The sequence below is a fragment of the Haematobacter massiliensis genome, from assembly GCF_000740795.1.
Classification (GTDB): domain Bacteria; phylum Pseudomonadota; class Alphaproteobacteria; order Rhodobacterales; family Rhodobacteraceae; genus Haematobacter; species Haematobacter massiliensis.
Genome location: NZ_JGYG01000022.1, coordinates 1 through 17,603, shown reverse-complemented (window position 1 = coordinate 17,603; position 17,603 = coordinate 1). Strand labels below are relative to the sequence as shown.

Annotated in this window: 21 protein-coding genes and 1 pseudogene; 16 read left to right on the top strand and 6 right to left on the bottom strand. The window is 63.6% G+C overall.

The features are described 5' to 3' along the window. Window positions 1-60: 60 nt before the first annotated feature. The gene (locus tag CN97_RS18390) at window positions 61-396 is read right to left on the bottom strand and encodes a hypothetical protein (protein WP_248700126.1); all 336 of its coding nucleotides are present in this window, start codon (window positions 394-396) and stop codon (window positions 61-63) included. A 238-nt stretch (window positions 397-634) separates the two neighbouring features. On the opposite strand from CN97_RS18390, the gene CN97_RS18385 reads away from it, so the two are divergent. Further along, a complete protein-coding gene (locus tag CN97_RS18385) occupies window positions 635-1,390 on the top strand; it encodes a hypothetical protein (protein ID WP_088217542.1) in 756 nt (251 codons plus the stop codon). Window positions 1,391-1,497: 107 nt separating this feature from the next. Here CN97_RS18385 and CN97_RS18380 read toward each other — a convergent pair whose 3' ends face one another. The 3 genes from CN97_RS18380 to CN97_RS18370 all read right to left on the bottom strand — a co-directional run bounded on the left by CN97_RS18380 (window position 1,498) and on the right by CN97_RS18370 (window position 2,527). Continuing rightward, window positions 1,498-1,710 (bottom strand): hypothetical protein, encoded by a 213-nt coding sequence (locus CN97_RS18380; protein WP_345998378.1) that lies wholly within the window; start codon window positions 1,708-1,710, stop codon window positions 1,498-1,500. A gap of 183 nt (window positions 1,711-1,893) precedes the next feature. Beyond that, complete coding sequence (locus CN97_RS18375; protein WP_035714657.1) at window positions 1,894-2,151, bottom strand: helix-turn-helix domain-containing protein; 258 nt, start codon at window positions 2,149-2,151, stop codon at window positions 1,894-1,896. Window positions 2,152-2,275: 124 nt separating this feature from the next. After that, entirely contained in the window at window positions 2,276-2,527 is a 252-nt protein-coding gene (locus CN97_RS18370) for a hypothetical protein (RefSeq protein WP_035714652.1), read from the bottom strand. Window positions 2,528-2,736: 209 nt separating this feature from the next. On the opposite strand from CN97_RS18370, the gene CN97_RS18365 reads away from it, so the two are divergent. Genes CN97_RS18365 through CN97_RS18300 form a run of 15 tightly spaced genes read left to right on the top strand, consistent with a single transcriptional unit; the run spans window position 2,737 to window position 14,264 of the window. After that, window positions 2,737-3,120: a hypothetical protein gene (locus CN97_RS18365; protein WP_035714627.1), complete on the top strand. Its 384-nt coding sequence runs from the start codon at window positions 2,737-2,739 to the stop codon at window positions 3,118-3,120. A gap of 43 nt (window positions 3,121-3,163) precedes the next feature. After that, a complete protein-coding gene (locus CN97_RS18360; RefSeq protein ID WP_035714624.1) occupies window positions 3,164-3,784 on the top strand; it encodes a lytic transglycosylase domain-containing protein in 621 nt (206 codons plus the stop codon). Beyond that, on the top strand, window positions 3,781-4,074 hold the full coding sequence (locus CN97_RS18355) for a TrbC/VirB2 family protein (protein WP_035714621.1): 294 nt from the start codon (window positions 3,781-3,783) through the stop codon (window positions 4,072-4,074). Before CN97_RS18360 ends, CN97_RS18355 begins: the two co-directional genes overlap by 4 nt. After that, window positions 4,067-4,345: a type IV secretion system protein VirB3 gene (locus CN97_RS18350; RefSeq protein WP_035714617.1), complete on the top strand. Its 279-nt coding sequence runs from the start codon at window positions 4,067-4,069 to the stop codon at window positions 4,343-4,345. The genes CN97_RS18355 and CN97_RS18350 overlap by 8 nt, the downstream gene beginning before the upstream one ends. Next, window positions 4,335-6,710, top strand: coding sequence for a VirB4 family type IV secretion/conjugal transfer ATPase (locus CN97_RS18345; RefSeq protein ID WP_035714614.1), 2,376 nt, complete (start codon window positions 4,335-4,337; stop codon window positions 6,708-6,710). The genes CN97_RS18350 and CN97_RS18345 overlap by 11 nt, the downstream gene beginning before the upstream one ends. Next, the gene (locus tag CN97_RS21005; RefSeq protein ID WP_169743203.1) at window positions 6,707-6,883 is read left to right on the top strand and encodes a hypothetical protein; all 177 of its coding nucleotides are present in this window, start codon (window positions 6,707-6,709) and stop codon (window positions 6,881-6,883) included. The genes CN97_RS18345 and CN97_RS21005 overlap by 4 nt, the downstream gene beginning before the upstream one ends. Next, a complete protein-coding gene (locus CN97_RS18340; protein ID WP_248700125.1) occupies window positions 6,873-8,027 on the top strand; it encodes a lytic transglycosylase domain-containing protein in 1,155 nt (384 codons plus the stop codon). The genes CN97_RS21005 and CN97_RS18340 overlap by 11 nt, the downstream gene beginning before the upstream one ends. Beyond that, window positions 8,027-8,836: a type IV secretion system protein gene (locus CN97_RS18335; RefSeq protein WP_035714611.1), complete on the top strand. Its 810-nt coding sequence runs from the start codon at window positions 8,027-8,029 to the stop codon at window positions 8,834-8,836. Before CN97_RS18340 ends, CN97_RS18335 begins: the two co-directional genes overlap by 1 nt. Window positions 8,837-8,852: 16 nt before the next feature. Then, a complete protein-coding gene (locus CN97_RS18330; RefSeq protein WP_035714607.1) occupies window positions 8,853-9,506 on the top strand; it encodes a virB8 family protein in 654 nt (217 codons plus the stop codon). A gap of 3 nt (window positions 9,507-9,509) precedes the next feature. Continuing rightward, a complete protein-coding gene (locus CN97_RS18325; protein WP_035714605.1) occupies window positions 9,510-10,202 on the top strand; it encodes a TrbG/VirB9 family P-type conjugative transfer protein in 693 nt (230 codons plus the stop codon). Beyond that, window positions 10,199-11,578: a TrbI/VirB10 family protein gene (locus CN97_RS18320; RefSeq protein WP_035714602.1), complete on the top strand. Its 1,380-nt coding sequence runs from the start codon at window positions 10,199-10,201 to the stop codon at window positions 11,576-11,578. The genes CN97_RS18325 and CN97_RS18320 overlap by 4 nt, the downstream gene beginning before the upstream one ends. Window positions 11,579-11,582: 4 nt before the next feature. Further along, window positions 11,583-12,578: an ATPase, T2SS/T4P/T4SS family gene (locus CN97_RS18315; protein ID WP_035714600.1), complete on the top strand. Its 996-nt coding sequence runs from the start codon at window positions 11,583-11,585 to the stop codon at window positions 12,576-12,578. Beyond that, window positions 12,565-12,759, top strand: a complete 195-nt coding sequence (locus tag CN97_RS18310) for a hypothetical protein (protein ID WP_035714598.1) — start codon at window positions 12,565-12,567, stop codon at window positions 12,757-12,759. Before CN97_RS18315 ends, CN97_RS18310 begins: the two co-directional genes overlap by 14 nt. After that, window positions 12,756-13,175 (top strand): hypothetical protein, encoded by a 420-nt coding sequence (locus CN97_RS18305; RefSeq protein WP_035714595.1) that lies wholly within the window; start codon window positions 12,756-12,758, stop codon window positions 13,173-13,175. The genes CN97_RS18310 and CN97_RS18305 overlap by 4 nt, the downstream gene beginning before the upstream one ends. Before the next feature lie 12 nt (window positions 13,176-13,187). After that, a complete protein-coding gene (locus tag CN97_RS18300) occupies window positions 13,188-14,264 on the top strand; it encodes a type IV secretion system protein (RefSeq protein ID WP_035714592.1) in 1,077 nt (358 codons plus the stop codon). A 296-nt stretch (window positions 14,265-14,560) separates the two neighbouring features. Here the strand turns inward: CN97_RS18300 and CN97_RS18295 are convergent, their stop codons facing one another. Both CN97_RS18295 and CN97_RS21000 read right to left on the bottom strand, forming a co-directional pair. Further along, window positions 14,561-16,477: a hypothetical protein gene (locus CN97_RS18295; RefSeq protein WP_051911428.1), complete on the bottom strand. Its 1,917-nt coding sequence runs from the start codon at window positions 16,475-16,477 to the stop codon at window positions 14,561-14,563. Between the two features lie 25 nt (window positions 16,478-16,502). Further along, window positions 16,503-17,603 (bottom strand): annotated as a pseudogene (locus tag CN97_RS21000) (hypothetical protein); the annotation flags it as partial.

Genomic DNA, 17,603 nt, shown 5'->3' with positions numbered 1-17,603 from the left:
ACAGCATCCCATCGATCGATCTCACAAACCCGTTCCGATTTGAGTTTCGGGGCAAGCCGATCAGTTCGCTCCTTGGCCTTTTGGTGATGTGTGACGTTCTCGCGCGCCTTCGACGAGCGGTATGCTTGCCGTCGTGCAGCCCATGTCGGCAAGGAAGCTGACGAGGCCGACAATGGTCTTGAAGTCACGCAGCTTGAGGAGGCTTCGGCTAGTGACAAGCATCTTGTCGAGCCGCCCATCGGGTGCCACGGCCCTGATAACCCAAGCGCCGTACCAGCTGTTGTGGCGCTTCTCTGCACCCTCCTTGCAGACCACTTCGATGACGTAGCCCTCGGTCAAGAGGCCACGTAGCCCGTCTTCTGTCACCACATTCGGTGTTTCGTCCATCTTGGCCATGCGGTGTAGGTCCTTCTTCTGCCAGAGGTACGGATTGAGGCAGACAAGATCACAAGCCAGATGTCGATACAACATAAATGAAAGCAAAAAGACACCTACGACATTATATTCTCAATGCGACGGACGACGTAGTAACCGAGCGCTATGCCAAATCACCGCGATGGACGCGAGTATCATCGTAGTTGCGATAGTATATTTTCGTATGTATGCTGCCTGAAGATCGCCGAGGGTCTTTGCCATGCGTGTCCCAGTCAGAAACCTGCCCAAGATAGCCCTGTTGGCTCTTGTCTTGACGGGGCCTATCGTACCGACGCAAGCAAGCGCCCAAACCTATCCGATCGACTGCGCCATCCTGTTGTGCCTGTCCGGCGGGTGGCCAGCTTCCGTGCCATGCGCGCGGGCGCGGGCCGAGTTCATCCGGCGCATCACACCTTGGCCGGTGGAGCCGCCGCTCCAGATCTGGCGCTGCCCGATGGGTGCCTCTTTCGATGGACCTGCCAGGTCGCGGCCGACGGACCGGCTCATCGATGTGCTGTTCCACGGCGCTGAGACGCGACCCAACTATTCTTCCCCAGTCCTTGACCATGCCGCTCTCGGTGATGACAGGCTCGATGTCGAAGGCCTGAACGCCACCTGGCACAACTTGGTGATGGCTGATTACGCCCTTCATCTCGCCCAAGACCGCGCCGACATCGACATCAGCGGGCCTGAGTTCAACTTCGTGCGCTCCATTCGCGTGTTCGATGTCCGTCACGCATGGCAACGGGAATCCGGCCAGGACGGCGACTGCAACCGTAGCGCGACAGTCGTACTCGGCTCCTACGGTACACAGGGCGACTTTTCGTGGAGCGCTTCGTCACCCGCAGCGCTCCCTGCTGCCCATGTTGGTCTCGAGGGGTGGGGCGAGCATTGCCCGGGGATCTGGCACAGATCCGTCTTCGTGGAGTGGCGCGATTACAGCGGGACTTACGGCTTCGAGCAGGTCAATTACTGACGCCGCGCCGCTGCGAGGCAGGGCGGGATCACGAACGAATTGACCCAGCACCGCAGGCATGGGCGCTGGCACATGGTCTGGGCCCATAAAGCCCGCTGTTGGCCATATCAGTCGTCGCGACAGGGCAGTTGCGTGAGAGACGCGAAGTCGATTTCGGCTTTGTCGGCATCGCAGAGATCCGGGCAAAGCTTCGAGACGCGCTGTGGCCCGCGCGCGTCCCAACGGACTGCCAGCGCGCCAGTGTTCCAGCGATAAACCCAACCGACAATACTGCTCTGATCGGCTGCAATCAAATTGGCGATCGCAACGGCTTCGACCATATCTTCCTTCACTGGTTACCGACCTTCTAGAATTGGGCTGTGCGGATTGCAGCCCCGGCTTCCTTGGGCACGTGCTGCAGCGGCATGCTGGGTTTCCTGGAAATGGGTTGGGTGTTCGGCTTTGCGGCACCGGCACTCACGCCGAGAGGCGTCAAATGCTTTGCGCGCGATGCACGGACCGGCTCAAATCCGATGGTCGGACTCCGTGGCGCCTTCAACGATCGCCAGAACCTCGAATGGGTCAAAGCCAATGGCGCGGGCGAGGACGACCAGTTCGACGACGTCGATCCGGCGCTGGCCGCTTTCGATGCGCGCCACGAGGGATTGATGGCACTTGAGCTTTGCCGCCAGCTCTTCCTGACCGAGACCTGCCTTGATGCGGGCCTCGACAAGAGCCTTGCAGAGGGCAACCTGTCCCGTGCTTCTGATTGTTCTCGCCACGCGCCACATACCTTTTGTGACGTCGCTAGCGGAGGAAATCTGTTATCTAAAAAGTAGATAAGTGAGGGTGTTATCGGCGTCGGGTTTCCATGGGGTGCGAGTCTGATGCTCCCCTCGAAGCCCATCAATCCCCTACCAATTGCAGGAACCGACCATACTCCTCGCTGACCTCCCGCGCTTCCTCGAAAGCGCGGGCGCGCTCGCTGTCGAGACAGCGGAAGTAGCTCTGGATGTCCTCGATGTAGGTTTCGAAATCGCCCCGAATGAGGTCGGCATAGTCACGGGCCGCTTGCGAATCGCTGGGGAGGAAGGGACGGGGCGGCGCGAGGCAGGACGCCGCCACACCAGCTCCCGGGAAGCAGGCAAGGATGACCATAGCTTGCAAGCCGATTGGGCCTGTCAACCTTGGGTTTCTCAAACCTGTTATCTCCTTGAACGCGGTGGTGGACCGTGGCTACTGTTTGCGTGCCAAGCTACAGCAAGGGCATGATATTATATCTTGCCGCTGATAATATAGTATCGTAACTCTGGGCTTCAAGTGGGAATGCCTTGCGTTGCGCCATCGAAGAAAGCGTGAGCCGGGCCATGAGCTGGGACATCGAAGCACCAAATGTGGTTACGGAAGCGCGCTTCCGCGAGCTCGTGGAGCGCGGATACAGCGCAGAAATCCTGTGCCAGGAGACGGCACATCAGAAAGGCCCGAGCTATTACGGGGTCTGGATCATGCGCGTTGTCTCTGACGAGGGCGTCGAAAAGCTTCTCGTCACGGCCCGCACCCGAACAACCTACAACGACATCAAGATCCGTGAGTTCAAGACGGTCTCCGGCGTGGTGTCCTTCTTCCTGGGCCTCGGCTTTACGCATGTCGACCTGCCCCTCGTCGCAGGCACAAGCCGGAGCCACAAGCTGGCCCCGTCGGCCACGGCCCCTTCAGACAAAGCCGCGTCAGACAAGAGCGCTGACAGCTAACCTCTTCTGCCTCTGGCTGCTGGCCACACCGGCCGCGGCGCAGATGGTCCTCGTGATGGAGAGCGACGGCTCTCTCACCCCCTCCCGCTCACAAGACAGCTTCGCGCGCCATTATCAGGATGGGTTTGCCGTGGGTCCAGAATCCCGGGGCTTGACGATCCTTGGGACGGCGGATGCCTCGGGAGATTCCGACCCCGATCTTTCTGCGGGGGCTGAACGCCCTCTCGCTTTGCCAAGCCCCGAGGTGCTGGCGGCGATCGAAGCGACGGGGTTGCGCTATGCCAGCCATCCCGGCCTGCGCCGCGCCACGCTCTCCGTGACCGACTGGCTCCTGCTCTACCGGGCCAACATCGAGGTGGAAAGCGCCTACCGGCAGGAGGCGGTCTCGACCGCCGGGGCGATCGGTCTCGGTCAGCTCATGCCCGAGACGGCCGAAGAACTCGGCGTCGACCCGACCGACCCCTTCGAGAACCTCGACGGCTCGGCCCGTTACCTCGCCTTGATGCTGCGGGAATTCGGCAACCCGCAGCTGGCGCTGGCCGCCTACAACGCCGGACCCGCCGCGGTGCACCGCTATGGCGGCATCCCCCCCTACCCGGAAACCCAGAACCATGTGGCCCGTGTCCTGGCCGTCGTGGCCCGATTGGAAGGATCAGATTCATGAGACGGAATTCGACGCTCCTGACCGTTACCCTTGCCCTCATCCTGGTTGCGGCAGGGCCTGCTCTCGCCCAGAGCATCGACCTCTCCCCGATCCAGAGCCTGTTGCAGGGCATCGTCGACGCGCTGACCGGCCCGCTTGGCGTTGTCATCGCGACGCTGGCCGTGCTCGGGGTCTTCCTCAGCTGGTTCTTCAACATCATCGATCTGCGCCAGGCGCTTTGGGTGCTTGTCGGCATCGCCGGTGTTGCGGCAGCCCCCACCATCGTTGCTGCGGTCTTTGCCGGTGGCTGAACGCTCGCCCCTCTTTCTAGGCCTCGTGCGGCCGCCGAAGCTTCTGGGCCTGCCCATCATGTATGCGATGGTCTGGCTCTTCGGCTCGGTGCTTCTCTTCGTCTGGGTCCAGCATATCGCGGTGCTGGGTGTGGCCGGCCTGCTCTATCCGGTGCTTTGGAAGGCCGCCGATTGGGACCCGCGCTTCATCGACGTGATGGTGACGTCGCTGCAGGAGACACCGCCCACGCGCAACCGCTCCATCCACGGTGGGGACAGCTATGCCCCGTGATGACGGCCCTGATGCTGCGCTCGATCCCCGCACGATGACGCCGGACTGGTACGCGCGCGAGACCCGCCTCGCGCATATGCTGCCCTATGTGAGCCTCGTCGACGACCAGACCGTGCGCACCCGGGTCAACGAGCTCTTCCGCTGCATCCGGCTCGAGGGGATCAACAGCTACACGACGGACGATGCCTATCTCGACAAGGTGACGGCGCTCTTTGCCCGCATCGTCGCGCAGCTTGGGCCGGAGTTCAGCTATTACGTCCACAAGGTCTCCAAGGCCATCACACCGGATCTCGACCCGATCCGTGAGGACAGCTTCGCGGGAGAAGTTGACCGGCGCTGGCATGCGAAACTCGCGACCAGCGGGCTGCGCGACAAGACGCTGACGCTCACCGTCATTCACCGTCCTCCCCCGAAAAGCCTCCTGCCCTTCCTCAGCCGCAGCGCACCGGACCGCTTGAAGGAAGAAACCCGAAAGCGCCTGCAGCGCCTCGGCGAGGCGGTGAATGTCTTCCTCTCGGGCCTCACCGACCTCAAGCCGCGGCTTCTCTCTGCCGCATCGGGGGAGTTGGTGGGGTTTCTGGGGGCGCTCAACACTGGCACCGAGCTGCCGCTCTACCCGGCCAACACCTACGGCTTTTTGTCCTTCAACGTCGCCAATACCCGCGTGACGTTTCATGGCGATCATTTCGAGCTCTCGGAAGGCGTCGTGGGCCACCGCTACGGCAAGAGTTTCACCATCGGAGAATATTCCGAGGGCACCTCCTGCACCATGTTCGACATGCTGAACCTGCCGATCGACATGATCGTCACGCAGTCCTTCACGCCGATCAATTCGAACCTCATGGCGGGCCGCATCAAGCGGCAAAAGAGGCAGATGCAGGCGAGCCAGGACGCGGCCCTCTCGCTCATGGAAGCCCTCGACATCGCCGCCGACGATCTCGAAGCCAAGCGCCAGAGCTTCGGCGAGCACCATATGGTCGTGACGCTCTTCTGCGACACGCTCGAAGAACTGCAGACGCTGAGCGCCGAGATCGTGAATGCCGCCGCGACCGAAGGCGTGAAGATGATCGGCGAGCGGGTCGCGGCCAAGGCGCATTACCTGAGCCAGCACCCCGGGAACCAGCCCAAGCGCGTCCGCGCCAGCGCTGTGACCAATCGCAACTTTGCGGATTTTGCGGCCTTTCACCGGACGCAGCTCGGCAAACCAGCAGCGCTTACCCCCTGGGGCCGGGTCATCACCTATCTGCCCACGCCCGAGCAGAGCGCCTACCGGTTCTCCTATCACGAGCAGGGCTCGCCCGACAAAGAACCGACCAGCGGGCATACCTTGATCATGGGGCGCCCCGGGTCGGGCAAGTCGGTGCTGTCGGCCTTCCTGATGACCCAGGCGCGTCGCGCGGGCGCCCGGATCTTCGTCTTCGACTACCGCCTCGGCATGGAGATGGCCGTCCGCGCCAATGGCGGTCGCTACGCCTCCCTGAAAGCCGGCCAACCCACGGGCCTCAACCCGCTCTGGACTGAGACCGATGCGCGCGGCACGGCCTGGCTCTCGGATTGGCTCACAACGCTGCTCTACCGCGCCGACAAACCCCTGACCCCGGCGCAGACCAACCGCATCCAGGAGGTCGTGCGCCAGAACGCGCAGGCCACCAACCCCGCCTTGCGGAACTGGCGGGATTTCGCATCGCTTTTCGTCTCCACCGATGATGGCGGCGATCTGCACCAGCGCCTCCTCGAATGGACCGAGGACGGGCGCTATGGCTGGATCTTCGGGCAGAGCCTTGAGGACACCTTCTCGCTCAAGGGCGATGTGGTGGGCTTCGATCTGACCGGCATTCTCGACAGCGAGGCCGACAAGGAACGCATGGCGGTCCTCTCCTATCTCTTCCGCCGGGTCGAGCGCGAAATCGAGGATCGCCGCCCCACCATCATCGTGATCGACGAGGCCTGGAAGGCGCTCGACAACGCGTATTTCGCCGAGCGGCTCTCGAACTGGCTGGTGACCGCGCGCAAGCAGAACACCGTCGCGGTGATGATGACGCAATACGCCAGCCAGCTCGAACGCACCCGGACCGGCAAGACCATCGTCGAGGCGGTGCCGACGCAGATCCTGCTGCCCAACATACGCGCCAATGCCTCGGACTACGCCATGCTGAACCTCACGGAGAAGGAACTCGACGTCCTTCTCAACACGGGCAGCAACAGCCGCCTGGCGCTGATCCGCGACGATCAGGGCTCGATCGTCGTCGATGCCGATCTGAGTGCGCTTGGTCCCACGCTCACCATCCTCGGCGGTATGGAGAAAGGCGAGGCACTCGTCGGCGCCGATTACCGCGACCGCCCGGACTTCTGGAGGCTTTCATGATCCGTATTCTCTTGTCCCTTGCCGCCCTCGGCCTGCTCGCCTCCTGTGCGCAGTATCGCGAACCGCGGGCCAACTGCTTTTCCTTCCTCGCCGCGACGGGCCCGATGGACGCGACAACCCCGGATTGCACCTTCGTGCCGTTTGGGGCGGCGGAGGGCAGCATTGACGTCTAGGCTTCCCCACCTTCTCGCATTCTGCCTGCTGCCGGGTCTCGTTGCCGCCCAAGGCGTGCCGACCGATGACAGCGGGCTGACCGCGCGCGACATCGTCCAGACGGGCGACCGCGAGGCAGATCTGGCCCTGCAAGCGGACAAGCTTGCCGTGCGCGAGCTCATTGCCGAGATCGAACGGGAGCAACTCGCCACCCTGCAACGCATCCTCGACGCCCAGACCAGCTTCGGGGGTCAGGGCTTGCCCGCCATGGTCTCGGGGCTGGAAGGCGGCAGCGGCGATCCCGACCGCTCCGTCGAGGCGGTCTATGGCACCGGCGAGATCGACCCCAACCCGGGCGGCGCGCAGATGTTCGGCGACGCCGCGGAAAACGTCGAAGAGCTCATCATCCGCGTGGCGCAGGAGACAAGCGGCTTTGCAGGTGTGACCCGCGCAGGCCTCTCCCCCGTCCAATGGCGCGCGCTCCTGCAAGCCCTGATCTGGCAGGAAAGCCGCTTCACCATCGATGCCCGGTCCCCCGTTGGCGCCTATGGTCTCACCCAGATCATGCCGGGAACGGCCAGCGATCTCGGCATCAACCCGGAATACTTCTCGAGCCCCTATCTGCAGGTGCATGGCGGTGCGCGCTACCTCGCGGCCCAACTCGACACCTTCGACGGCAATATCATCTTCGCGCTGGCCGCCTATAACGCCGGGCCTGGCCGGGTCTTCGAATATGGCGGCGTGCCCCCGTTCCGGGAGACCCAGCATTACGTCCAGGTCATCCCGGAGCGCTACAATCTCTATCTGAGCCGGATTGGCGGGATCGATGCGCTCGGCACGATCGACCCAGCCGATCTCGCCAATGCCAATCTCTCGATCACGGGTCATGGCGCCGCCTTTTACGGCAACAACTCGCCCGCCGCGATCCGCCAGGCCGCGCTGCGCATTGCCGACATCATAGAGCAGATTTCCGAGACAGAGGATGTGCAGGAGAGCATCGCGCTCAACACCTACGCCCGCGCCGAGCTTGTGCGCCTCGTCGCCGCCCGCATTCGACTTCAGGCGGCCCGCACCCGCGTTCTTTCCGCCGAAGAACTGGCCCAGGCCAGCGCCCGCATTGCGGAAAGCACCTTCATGGATTTTTCGATCAGGGAGATTGAGTGATGAGACCTGTCCTCTGGAACACGGGCCTGGCCGCGGCGCTCGGGCTTGCGCTGCACATCGCACCCATGACCCCTGCCGCAGCACAGGGCGTGCCCGTCGTCGACACCCAGAACATCGCGCAGAGCATCCAGCAGTTGCGGCAGATGATCGAAGACGAGATCCTGCAAAACGAGCAGCTGGTTCAGCTTCGCGAACAGCTGGCTACCCTCACGGAACAACTTGCCGAGTTGCAGCGCACCTACGAGGCCCTCACTCGCCTTGCCGAGCTTCCGGAAATCATCCGCACCGAGATGGAAGAGGAGCTGAACGGCCTCCTCGACCAGGAATTCGGCGACATTCTTGCCACCATCGAGGCCATCAAGACAGGCGACTTCTCCGGCCTCTCGGGGTCGGGTGCCACCGAGATCGAAACCCAGATGGACCGGGTGCTGGCCGATCTCGGGTTTGACGAGGACACGCTCGCCGAAATGGCCCGCAGCGACAATGCGAGCGCCAACCGCGTGGCGACGCAAGCCACGACCGGCGCGCTCGTCTCGGCCGCCGCCCAGAACAGCTATGACGATGCAGGTCAGTCCCTCGAACGGGTCGACCGTCTCGTCGGGCTCATCGACGACATGGATGAGCTTAAGGAAAGCATCGATCTCAACACCCGCGTGACGGCGGAGCTCGCCATTGCGCTGGTCGCCATGTGGCAGCTCGAAGCAGTCCAGACCGTGGGCGACGGCACCGGCGGCGTGATCGATGCCGCCACCGTCGCCGAGGAACAGCGCTTCATGGATTTCACCCTGCCCGAGCTGCGGGCCGAGTGAGTGCGGGGTGTGACGCGTGGCGAGTGAACAAGAGATCATCGAGGAAGAACTGGTCTATGGCGCGCTGCGCCGCGAACGGCTCTGGCAGCGCCTTGGTCTGACCGGCCTTGTCTTCGGCATCATCGGCTGTCTGAGTGCTGCGGCTGTCGCGATCCTCGATGTCGACCCGCCACCCGTCGTTGTTCCCTATGATCCCGCCACCGGCTTCGCGCTCCCCGAGGCATCCGTGGGTGCGACCTCGGTGACAGCCAACCAGGCGATCATCGAGGCAGAGGTCTTTCGCTACGTCACTGACCGCGAAGTCTACAACCAGCTCGACAACGATCTGCGCATCCGCAGCGTCCTGCGCCGCTCGGACGGGGCCGCCGAAAGCGGGCTCCGCCAGCTCTGGAACAGCGCGAATGCGGACTATCCCCCCACCGTCTATGGGCCGAACGCCAGGCTCGATGTGGAAATCCTCAGCATCACCCAGATCGGTTTGAATCGCGCCACGGTGCGCCTGCGCAAACGCCTGACCTCCATCAACGGCACCCAGACCGGGCTCTTCACCGCGACCCTCCTCTTCGAGTTCCGCCCCGAGACCCGCCGCTCCATCGACGAGGTCTGGACCAACCCGTTCGGGTTCACCGTGCTCGAATATTCCATCCGCTCCGACAGATTGGAGAATTGACCCGTGTCTCGTTTGTGCCTGCCCCTCCTCTGTCTTGCCCTCATCCCGGGCCTCGCTCTCGCCGAAGCCATCCCGCGCGGCGGCCCGCATGACAGCCGCGTGCGGGTGGCGACCTTCCAGGAGGGTCAGGTCTACCGCATCAGCGTCTCGCTCACCCATGTCACCACCGTCGAGTTCGGTGAGGGCGAGAGCATCCGCTCGATCATCGCGGGCGACACCGAGGGCTTCGAGATCGATGGCGTGCCGGGCGGACAGGCCTTCGCGATCAAGCCCGTCGCGCGCGGCGTCCACACCAATGTGACGGTCTACACGAACCGGCGCAGCTACTACTTCAACGTCGAGGAAGCCCAGAGCCCGACCTTCTATGTCGTCCAGTTCCGCTACCCGGAGGATGAGGCGCGCCCGAGCCGTGTCATCGCGGCGCAAGCCCCCAATGACAATTACGGGGCCAGCGCCCAGACCGAGTTCACCCCGACCCGGGTCTGGGATGACGGCACCTTCACCTACTTCGCCTTCCCGCCGAACGCGCCCGTGCCCGCGATCTTCCGCTATGCGAATGGCCGTGAACGCACGGTCAACACGCAAGCCCCAGAGGATGGGGTGATCCGTGTCTCCGGCGTGAACCGACAATGGGTCCTGCGCCTTGGCGAAGAGCTGGTCTGCATCGAGGCGATCCCGTCCGCGGAGGCCTCATGAGCGAGCCTGAGAACCCCGAGCTGGAACGACGCCTTGCCGCTCTCGAGAAGGGCAGCGCCCGCGCAGCCACGGCAGCGCCGCGTCGGTCTCCCCTTCTTGCCCTCGTCGTGGTCGGCATCATCGGGGCGGGTGGCGCGCTCCTCTATCTCCTCGCGCAGCCCGAGGAAGAGGTGGTCCTGCCGACGGCGACCCCAGATGTCTTCCAGAGCGAGGGGGACGGATTTGGCGCCATCGAGACCCTGCCCCCGCCCGAGCCCGAGGTCGTCTTCGTCACGCCGGACCCGGTCGAGCCCAATGCCGAGCTTCTGGCACAGATCAGCGCCTTGCAGGCCCAGATCGAGGAGCTGCGCAACGCGCCCGAACCGGTCGTCGAAGACAACACCGCGGCCGCCGAAGCGATCGACGCGCTGACCGCCCAGATCGCGGCGCTGCAAGCCGCCTCGGAAGCGGCACAGGAGCGGTTCCAGGCCGAACTGACGGCTCGGGATCGCACCCTCGAACAGCTCCGCATGGACCTGGAACTGGCACAGCTGGAGGCCAACCGCCCCCAACCCGCGCCTTCCGGGCCGACGGAAGACGAGCTCCGCGCGCGCGAAGAAGAGCGGTTGCGCCGCGAGGAGGAAGCCCGGCGGCTGGCCGAGCTGGAACGGCGCGCAGCAGAGGAACGCGCCTTTCAGGAGCGGCGTATCACATCGCCCACCATCGCCTTTGGCGGGCCGACCGGTGCCGCCGAAACGGAACTTGCCGCGCGCAGCTTTGGCGAAGTGACGGATTTCGTGCTGAACGGGGCGCTGCCCTCGACGGTGACGCAGGCCGAGGTGATCGCCAATTCCTCCAACACCATCATCCAGGGCACCATGATCCAGGCCGTGATGGAAACCGCCCTCGACAGCTCGCTGCCCGGCCAGACCCGTGCCGTGGTCTCTGAGGATGTCTACAGCGTCGATGGCACGCGCCTCCTGATCCCCCGCGGATCCCGCCTCATCGGTCGCTACCGCGCCGGCGTCGATATCGCTGAGCGCCGCGTCACCATCGCCTGGGACCGGATCATCCTGCCCGACAACCAGACCGTCCAGATCAGCTCCTTCGGGGGCGATGAACTCGGCCGTTCGGGTGTCACAGGTTTCGTGGACACGCGCTTTGCCGAGCGTTTCGGGTCGGCCGCCCTGATCTCGCTGATATCCGCGGCACCTGGTGCCGCCGCCTCCGAGGTCCCGAATGAGACCGCCGCCAACGCCCTCGAGGATGTGGGCGATGATCTGGCCGATGCCACCGACAGCGTCCTTGGCGAGTACCTCTCGATCGGCCCCGTCATCTATGTCGACCAGGGCGCCCGCGTCACCGTTATGGTCGACCGCGACTTGGAGATCTTTTAGCCCGATGTCGCTCAGCTATCTCGAGACATCGCTCGACCGGATCGACGCCGCCGCTCGCGACGATGTCATCGAGATCTGCATCAATCCCGACGGGACCTGTTGGGGTGAGTTCCAGGGCGACCATTTCATGCGCCCACTGGACCAAAGGCTGACGGCCGTTCAGGTCAGGGATCTCGGAAACCAGATCGCCTCCGCGGCCAACACGACGATGAGCAAGGACCGCCCCATCGTCTCGGTCTCGATCACCTACAAGGGCCGCCCGATCCGGGCACAGGTCATCACCCCGCCCGCTGTGCTCTCGGCCATGTCGATCAGCCTGCGGTTCTTCTCGAGCCTGCCGCTCGAGGGCATCTCGCTCGACTTTCTTTACGGCAAGGAGCGCAAGCTCGAAGACCTGCGCCTGGAAAAGAAGCGCACCTTGCGCGCGGTCGTGGCCGCGGGCGCGATCAATGACGCGCTGGCCTTCTGCGTCGAGAACAAGCTCAACATGATCGTCTCGGGCGGCACCTCCACCGGCAAGACCGTGGCCGCGCGCAAGATCCTCGCCCATGTGCCAGCCGAGGAGCGCATCGTCACCATCGAGGAAGCGGCCGAGCTTCTGCCGACCCAGCCCAATGCCGTGACCCTCATCGCCAATCGTGACGCGGAATTCCAGTCGGCCGACGTGCTCCTCACCGCGACGCTGCGCATGCGCCCCGACCGGATCATCCTCGGCGAGGTGCGCGGCAAGGAGGCCATGACCTTCCTCGAGGCGATCAACACCGGCCATGGCGGCTCCATGACCACGCTCCATGCCGAAACCCCGCAACTGGCCGTGCAGCGGCTCGCGATCGCCGCCCTCAAGACCGAGATCCCGATGACCTATGCCGACATGATCCAGTACATCGAGAACTCCATCGACGTGATCATCCAGGCCGGGCGCCATGATGGCCGTCGCGGCATCACCGAATTCTACCTCCCCGGCGCGGATCAGAGAGGAGAGCCCCATGAAGACCTTTAAATACGACGTCCTGTCCTTTCCCATGACCCGCAAGACCAGCCTTGCCGAGATGCGAACCTGCCTGAACCAGAAGGGCGCGGACGGCTGGGAGGTGGTGTCGGTCAGCACCTCGGAATTCGCGAATGTCGGGCATACCGTCTTTCTGAAGCGCGAAACCACCCGCCTTGGAGCCGGGGCATGAGGCCGGCGCAGCGCCCCCTTGCCCTGATCGTGCTGGCCCTCTCCCTGGGCCTGACGGCCGCCCCCGCCGTCGCCGACCGTAACCTTGTGCCGACCCTCGAGCGCAGCTTTGACGTCTGTCCGGACCGGCCCGATGAGCCGCTCTGGATGCAGGAAATCCCCTTGCGCCAAGTCTACCATCGCGTGCTGGTCCAGGACATCTACCGGGCCCAGAACCTCGAACGCATCGTCGAGACCGGCAGTTGCGACTGCGACACCCGGTTCCCCTCCTGGGACGCGGCCGAGGCGGTGTTTCGGGAGAGATACGCCAGCGATGAACGATGGGAGATGCTGCAAGCCTCAGAGGGCTACAACCGCCGCGCCAATACGGCCCGCCTAGAAGCCCAGGCCATCTGCGAAGCCGCGGGCAACTGGTAAGGCGGCCCCCCGATGAGCATCGTCACCTACTTCGTCGAGACCTCCCAAACCTACCTCGACAGCGCGGCCGAGACCCAGTTCGGCTCCGTGGCGGCGACCGTCGGCACACTTCTCGTTGCCGCGTCAACGCTCGTGGTGCTCCTCGTCTTCATCAACATGATCTTCCAATACCGGGCCATGGATGGCCGTACGGCCTTCTGGCTTGCCGTCAAGGTCGGGCTCATCGGGATATTCGCGACCAACTGGGTGCAGTTCAACGCCTTCTCCTCTGCCATTCTCTCGGGGATCGACAGCATCGCAGGCGCGCTTGTGGCCTCCGTCGGTGGCGGCAGTCCGGGTCCCTCCGGCACCTTCGCCGAAGAATTCGACCGGCTGATCGCGGAGCTCGGCAACTACCTGAATGCCGCCGGGTCCGAGCTGAACTGGATGGCGGGTGCTATGCTCGACATCGTCGGCGTGCTTCTGCTCTCGATCCTCGGCGGGCTGGCCGCCTTCATCCTCGTGGCCTCCCGCCTGATGATCGCGCTTCTGATCGGGATCGCCCCGGTGATGATCTTCCTGACGCTGTTCGAGGTGACCAAGGATTACTTCGCACGCTGGCTCTCCGCGCTCATCTCCTTCGCGATCTATCCGATCGTGATCGCGGGGGTCTTCGCGACGATCACCGGGGTATCCTCAGCGCTCATCGCCGAGTTGGGCGACCCGGAAGGAGCCTCGAACATCGGGGCCCTCCTGCCCTTCTTCATGATGGTGCTGATGGCAAAGGGCTTCATCATCGCGACACCCTTCATCGTCCGGGCCATCTCCGGCAACATCATGATGCCCGCACTTTCTGGGGGTCTCGGCGGCACCTACAGCTTCACCCGCGCCGCCATGGGCAGCCAGCAAGCCTACAATCGCTACCAAGTCGGGGGCGCGAGCGGCGCGGAATACGCAGCCCTCAGGGCGCGGCAGTTCTTCGGGGTTCAGCAGATGCCGTTGAGGCAAGGACCGAGGCAGACGGGTTCCACAGGCGGCGCAGGGTCTGCGGACACAGGGTCGAAGATGCTGGCGCAGCTGGAGAGACTGGCGCGGCTTGGGCGACGGTGACGGCCCAAACCGGACCCCTACCTCTTTCGGAAAAGCTGCGGCGCAGCATGCATTGACTCCGGCCTCTGGTGAACGCACACGAGCGCGCAAGTCCCTGACATAATCCTACCAGGTCACCAAGTGTCTGATTTCAGTTTTGACGACCGCACGAGATTCTCTGGTCGACATAGCTGAACGGCGACCCGCTCGCCCTGTCAGTCTCGCACACCGTCACCCCCTCCGTTACCGAGCCCAGGGCAAAACACGTTCCGCAAACGAGGTCGACGGCCGACTTCTTCAGCAACTTGTTGGTTGCTCTAGCGGAGCGCAGATGGGGATTTCAGGCGGCCGGGAACCCTGAAGACGATGAGGTGCCGGGCGAGCGTGCTACCTTCAGGCACATAAGCGCTGTGCCAGAGGCATTCCTCGATGCTTGGCACCGGCCCTGAGCGATCAACAAGTTCGAGAGCACCTAAGAAGCCGAGCCGGACATTGGTCGCCTGATAACTGGTTGCCTGCGCCAGATAGCGGTTGGCAGCCTCGGGTGAAAACGCGCCCACATGCTTTTTGAGCTCGATAACGAAAGCCGGGCCGCCCAGACTGATGTAGAGATCTGTCCGCCCGGTAGCGATTCCGCGCACCTCGGGCAGCACCTCTGCGCCTACGAGATTGCCCTTGAGGAAATCGCGGATGTCAGACTGGAGGTCGGTCTCGCTCGGATCCCGAGCACGCAGATAGGCGCCGCGCGCACCGAGATCGCGAATCTCAGCATTCTGCCGGTCACTGCAGAAGATCACTATCTGTTGGAGCACTGCGTCGAACGCCCGCTGGACATCGCCTGCATATTCGCTGCTGGACGCCAGTTTATCACGCAACGATGCCAGCACACGTTGTAGTACCGGATTAGCAAGCACGTGGCCGTGCGCGACATGGCTGGCGAGCCCTGCCTCGAGATATCGCGCCATGTCGATGGGAAGCTGCTCGGTCGAGGCGCCCTTGGGGAGAATGCGCGCGAGCAGCGGATATAGCTCATTCTCCCCGACTTTTCCCGAACTGGCGCCGGCGCGGTAAGCCTCATCTAGTCTGGCGCGAAGATTTTGTGCGATCGTTCGCTGTGCATCAGGCCATGGGCCTTCACTGAGTAGATCGTCGAGATGGGCCGCGAGGCCGCGCTCACGCAGGAAAGCGGCCTCGACCCGGGGCCGCAGCACGGATTGCAAACCTTCGCCGCGCGCGATGGTGCAACTTGCGTCAAAGACTGCGAGGATGCGATCCATGGTCTTGGCAGCATTGATCCAGCTGGGACGGGCAAGATCGTCGGCCGCACGCTGGACCGTGCGCGCGAGCTCGAACCATTCAAGATCCACGTCCTGACGGGGCGCAAGCCATGGCGCCACGCAGCCAGTGCGCAGCACTGCTGCACGGTCCGCCGTCGCGGTGACCAGATCAGCTAGCGTCTCCTGCATATCAGCGGCACTTCGGTTCGCCGCAAAGCCGAGAACGAGATCAATCGCTGATCGGTAGGCCCGCGCGTCCGACCGATCATCATCGGCCACGCGCGCCCGCTCGAAAAGAAGCCTCGCCGTGTCCAGGCCGGCAAGGATTGTTACCAGATCTCCGCCATCGAACGCGCGCGCCAGATGCGCGAGGCCGAGTTCGAACGCCGCCTCGCCTTCTGCTTCCTCATTGTCGAGCAGCCGGTGGAGCACAGTCAGAACGTCGTCATCGCCCCATGCATGGAAGGCGGCCCCGCCAATCTTCGCGACATGCTGGGCGAAGGGACCTGGCGCATTAGGCGCGACCTCGGCGAGCTCGAGCAGGGGCCGGTGACGGCTTATATCGCCTTCCAACGCGAGGCGGAAAAGACCTTCGAGCGAATAGGCAGCAATCAGCATCTCGCGCTCGGTCGCATGTTCTCGAATTCGCCGCGAGAAGATCGCGACAAGCGCCTGCGCCATGGCAGCGCGCAGCGTAGCGTTCCTGATGATGCGGTCGATCGCGTCGCGGTAGGATTGCGGATCGCGTGCCGCATCGAAACCGCCAACTAAGAAATCATGCAGGCGCGAACCTTGCGTCGGCGGGGCCGCACTGATCATGTCAGCGAGAATGTCGAGGAAAGGTGCTGCATAGAGCCGATCAGCGTCGGCGAGGATTTCATCCACGCCACCTAGATCGTCAATCGTGATCGGCTGGTTTCCAGCCAGACGCAGCTCGAGAAGATCAAGCGCACTCATGCCGAGTAATGCGCTGGCGGCCGCGCTACCATAGGTAATCGTCTCCTGTCGCGGAGCGGCACCATTGCTCGCCGAGCTGATCGACAATCGCGCTGGCATTGGCGCTCGCGATAATGATCTGTAGTCCCACGGTTTCACGCGAAATCGCCTGAAGCTCGCTGAGTACGGCGGTCAGGTCATCTTCGCTCACTTCTTCAGCAGCAGGGGAATCGACGATCAGCAGACCGGGATGACGACCGAGGCCCCGTTCCTGTCCGACCCGAAGCAGGGCCACAGCAGTCGCGATCCGCAACCGCAATCGCTCGCCCGCCGTCACCTTGCTGAAGCTGGTCGGCTCGCCACCCTTCGTGAGGTGGAGAGTGGCATTGGTGTTTAGCTTGACCTCTTCGAGCATCTGCACGCCGAGCCGTTGTCCTAGTGCAAGAATCTCCGTGTTCAACCGATCGAGGATGTCGCCGCGACCAGCATTATAGGCTTTCTCTGCCTCTGCATGAGCCACGCTGACAAGCGCTACGTCAGGAGATACAATCACGGGTGTCGCAGGCGCTTGGCGCTCATTCAGAGCGCCCTCCAGCCGCGCGACATCGAGTTCCGCCTTTCTGCGCTCTTCGAATGTGGCGCTCGTCGCCGCCTTTGAGAGTTCCAGGCGTGCTTTCTCGAGCTCTTCGCTGATCGACTTCGACTTCTCCAAGAGCGCCTTGGTGTTGGCCCGCGCGCGATCCGCAGCAGCTTTGGCGGCCGCGAAACGCTGTTCGATCGCATCCAGCCCGTCGCTCGCACCCTCCATCTCATCGATCGGGATCTCCTCGGCGCACAGCGAACAACTCAGATCAGCGCTTTCGCGCTTCAACCGTTCGCTCGAAACGCGCGTCTCGCAGCGCGGACAACAAACAGGCTGCAGGCCGTTGAAGAATTGCGTCGCAACGATGTTCTCACGCAGATCACGCACTGCGCGCTCGTCCTCGGTCGCGAGGCGTTCCAATTCGGTCGTTTCGGCCTCGGCACGGGCTAGGCGCTGCGCGAGATCGAGCGCAATCGGCGAAAGGCGAGCGACCTCACCGGCAAGGCGCTCGAGTTCGGCGGCTGTTCCGGCCACCTGCGCGAAGCTGTCGAGAATCTTCTTCGC

Coding starts and splice junctions, on each gene's coding strand:
- CN97_RS18390 (WP_248700126.1), bottom strand. CDS start 396: ATGGCCAAGATGGACGAAACACCGAATGTGGTGACAGAAGACGGGCTA.
- CN97_RS18385 (WP_088217542.1), top strand. CDS start 635: ATGCGTGTCCCAGTCAGAAACCTGCCCAAGATAGCCCTGTTGGCTCTT.
- CN97_RS18380 (WP_345998378.1), bottom strand. CDS start 1,710: ATGGTCGAAGCCGTTGCGATCGCCAATTTGATTGCAGCCGATCAGAGC.
- CN97_RS18370 (WP_035714652.1), bottom strand. CDS start 2,527: ATGGTCATCCTTGCCTGCTTCCCGGGAGCTGGTGTGGCGGCGTCCTGC.
- CN97_RS18365 (WP_035714627.1), top strand. CDS start 2,737: ATGAGCTGGGACATCGAAGCACCAAATGTGGTTACGGAAGCGCGCTTC.
- CN97_RS18360 (WP_035714624.1), top strand. CDS start 3,164: ATGGTCCTCGTGATGGAGAGCGACGGCTCTCTCACCCCCTCCCGCTCA.
- CN97_RS18355 (WP_035714621.1), top strand. CDS start 3,781: ATGAGACGGAATTCGACGCTCCTGACCGTTACCCTTGCCCTCATCCTG.
- CN97_RS18345 (WP_035714614.1), top strand. CDS start 4,335: ATGCCCCGTGATGACGGCCCTGATGCTGCGCTCGATCCCCGCACGATG.
- CN97_RS21005 (WP_169743203.1), top strand. CDS start 6,707: ATGATCCGTATTCTCTTGTCCCTTGCCGCCCTCGGCCTGCTCGCCTCC.
- CN97_RS18335 (WP_035714611.1), top strand. CDS start 8,027: ATGAGACCTGTCCTCTGGAACACGGGCCTGGCCGCGGCGCTCGGGCTT.
- CN97_RS18320 (WP_035714602.1), top strand. CDS start 10,199: ATGAGCGAGCCTGAGAACCCCGAGCTGGAACGACGCCTTGCCGCTCTC.
- CN97_RS18315 (WP_035714600.1), top strand. CDS start 11,583: ATGTCGCTCAGCTATCTCGAGACATCGCTCGACCGGATCGACGCCGCC.
- CN97_RS18310 (WP_035714598.1), top strand. CDS start 12,565: ATGAAGACCTTTAAATACGACGTCCTGTCCTTTCCCATGACCCGCAAG.
- CN97_RS18305 (WP_035714595.1), top strand. CDS start 12,756: ATGAGGCCGGCGCAGCGCCCCCTTGCCCTGATCGTGCTGGCCCTCTCC.
- CN97_RS18300 (WP_035714592.1), top strand. CDS start 13,188: ATGAGCATCGTCACCTACTTCGTCGAGACCTCCCAAACCTACCTCGAC.
- CN97_RS18295 (WP_051911428.1), bottom strand. CDS start 16,477: ATGAGTGCGCTTGATCTTCTCGAGCTGCGTCTGGCTGGAAACCAGCCG.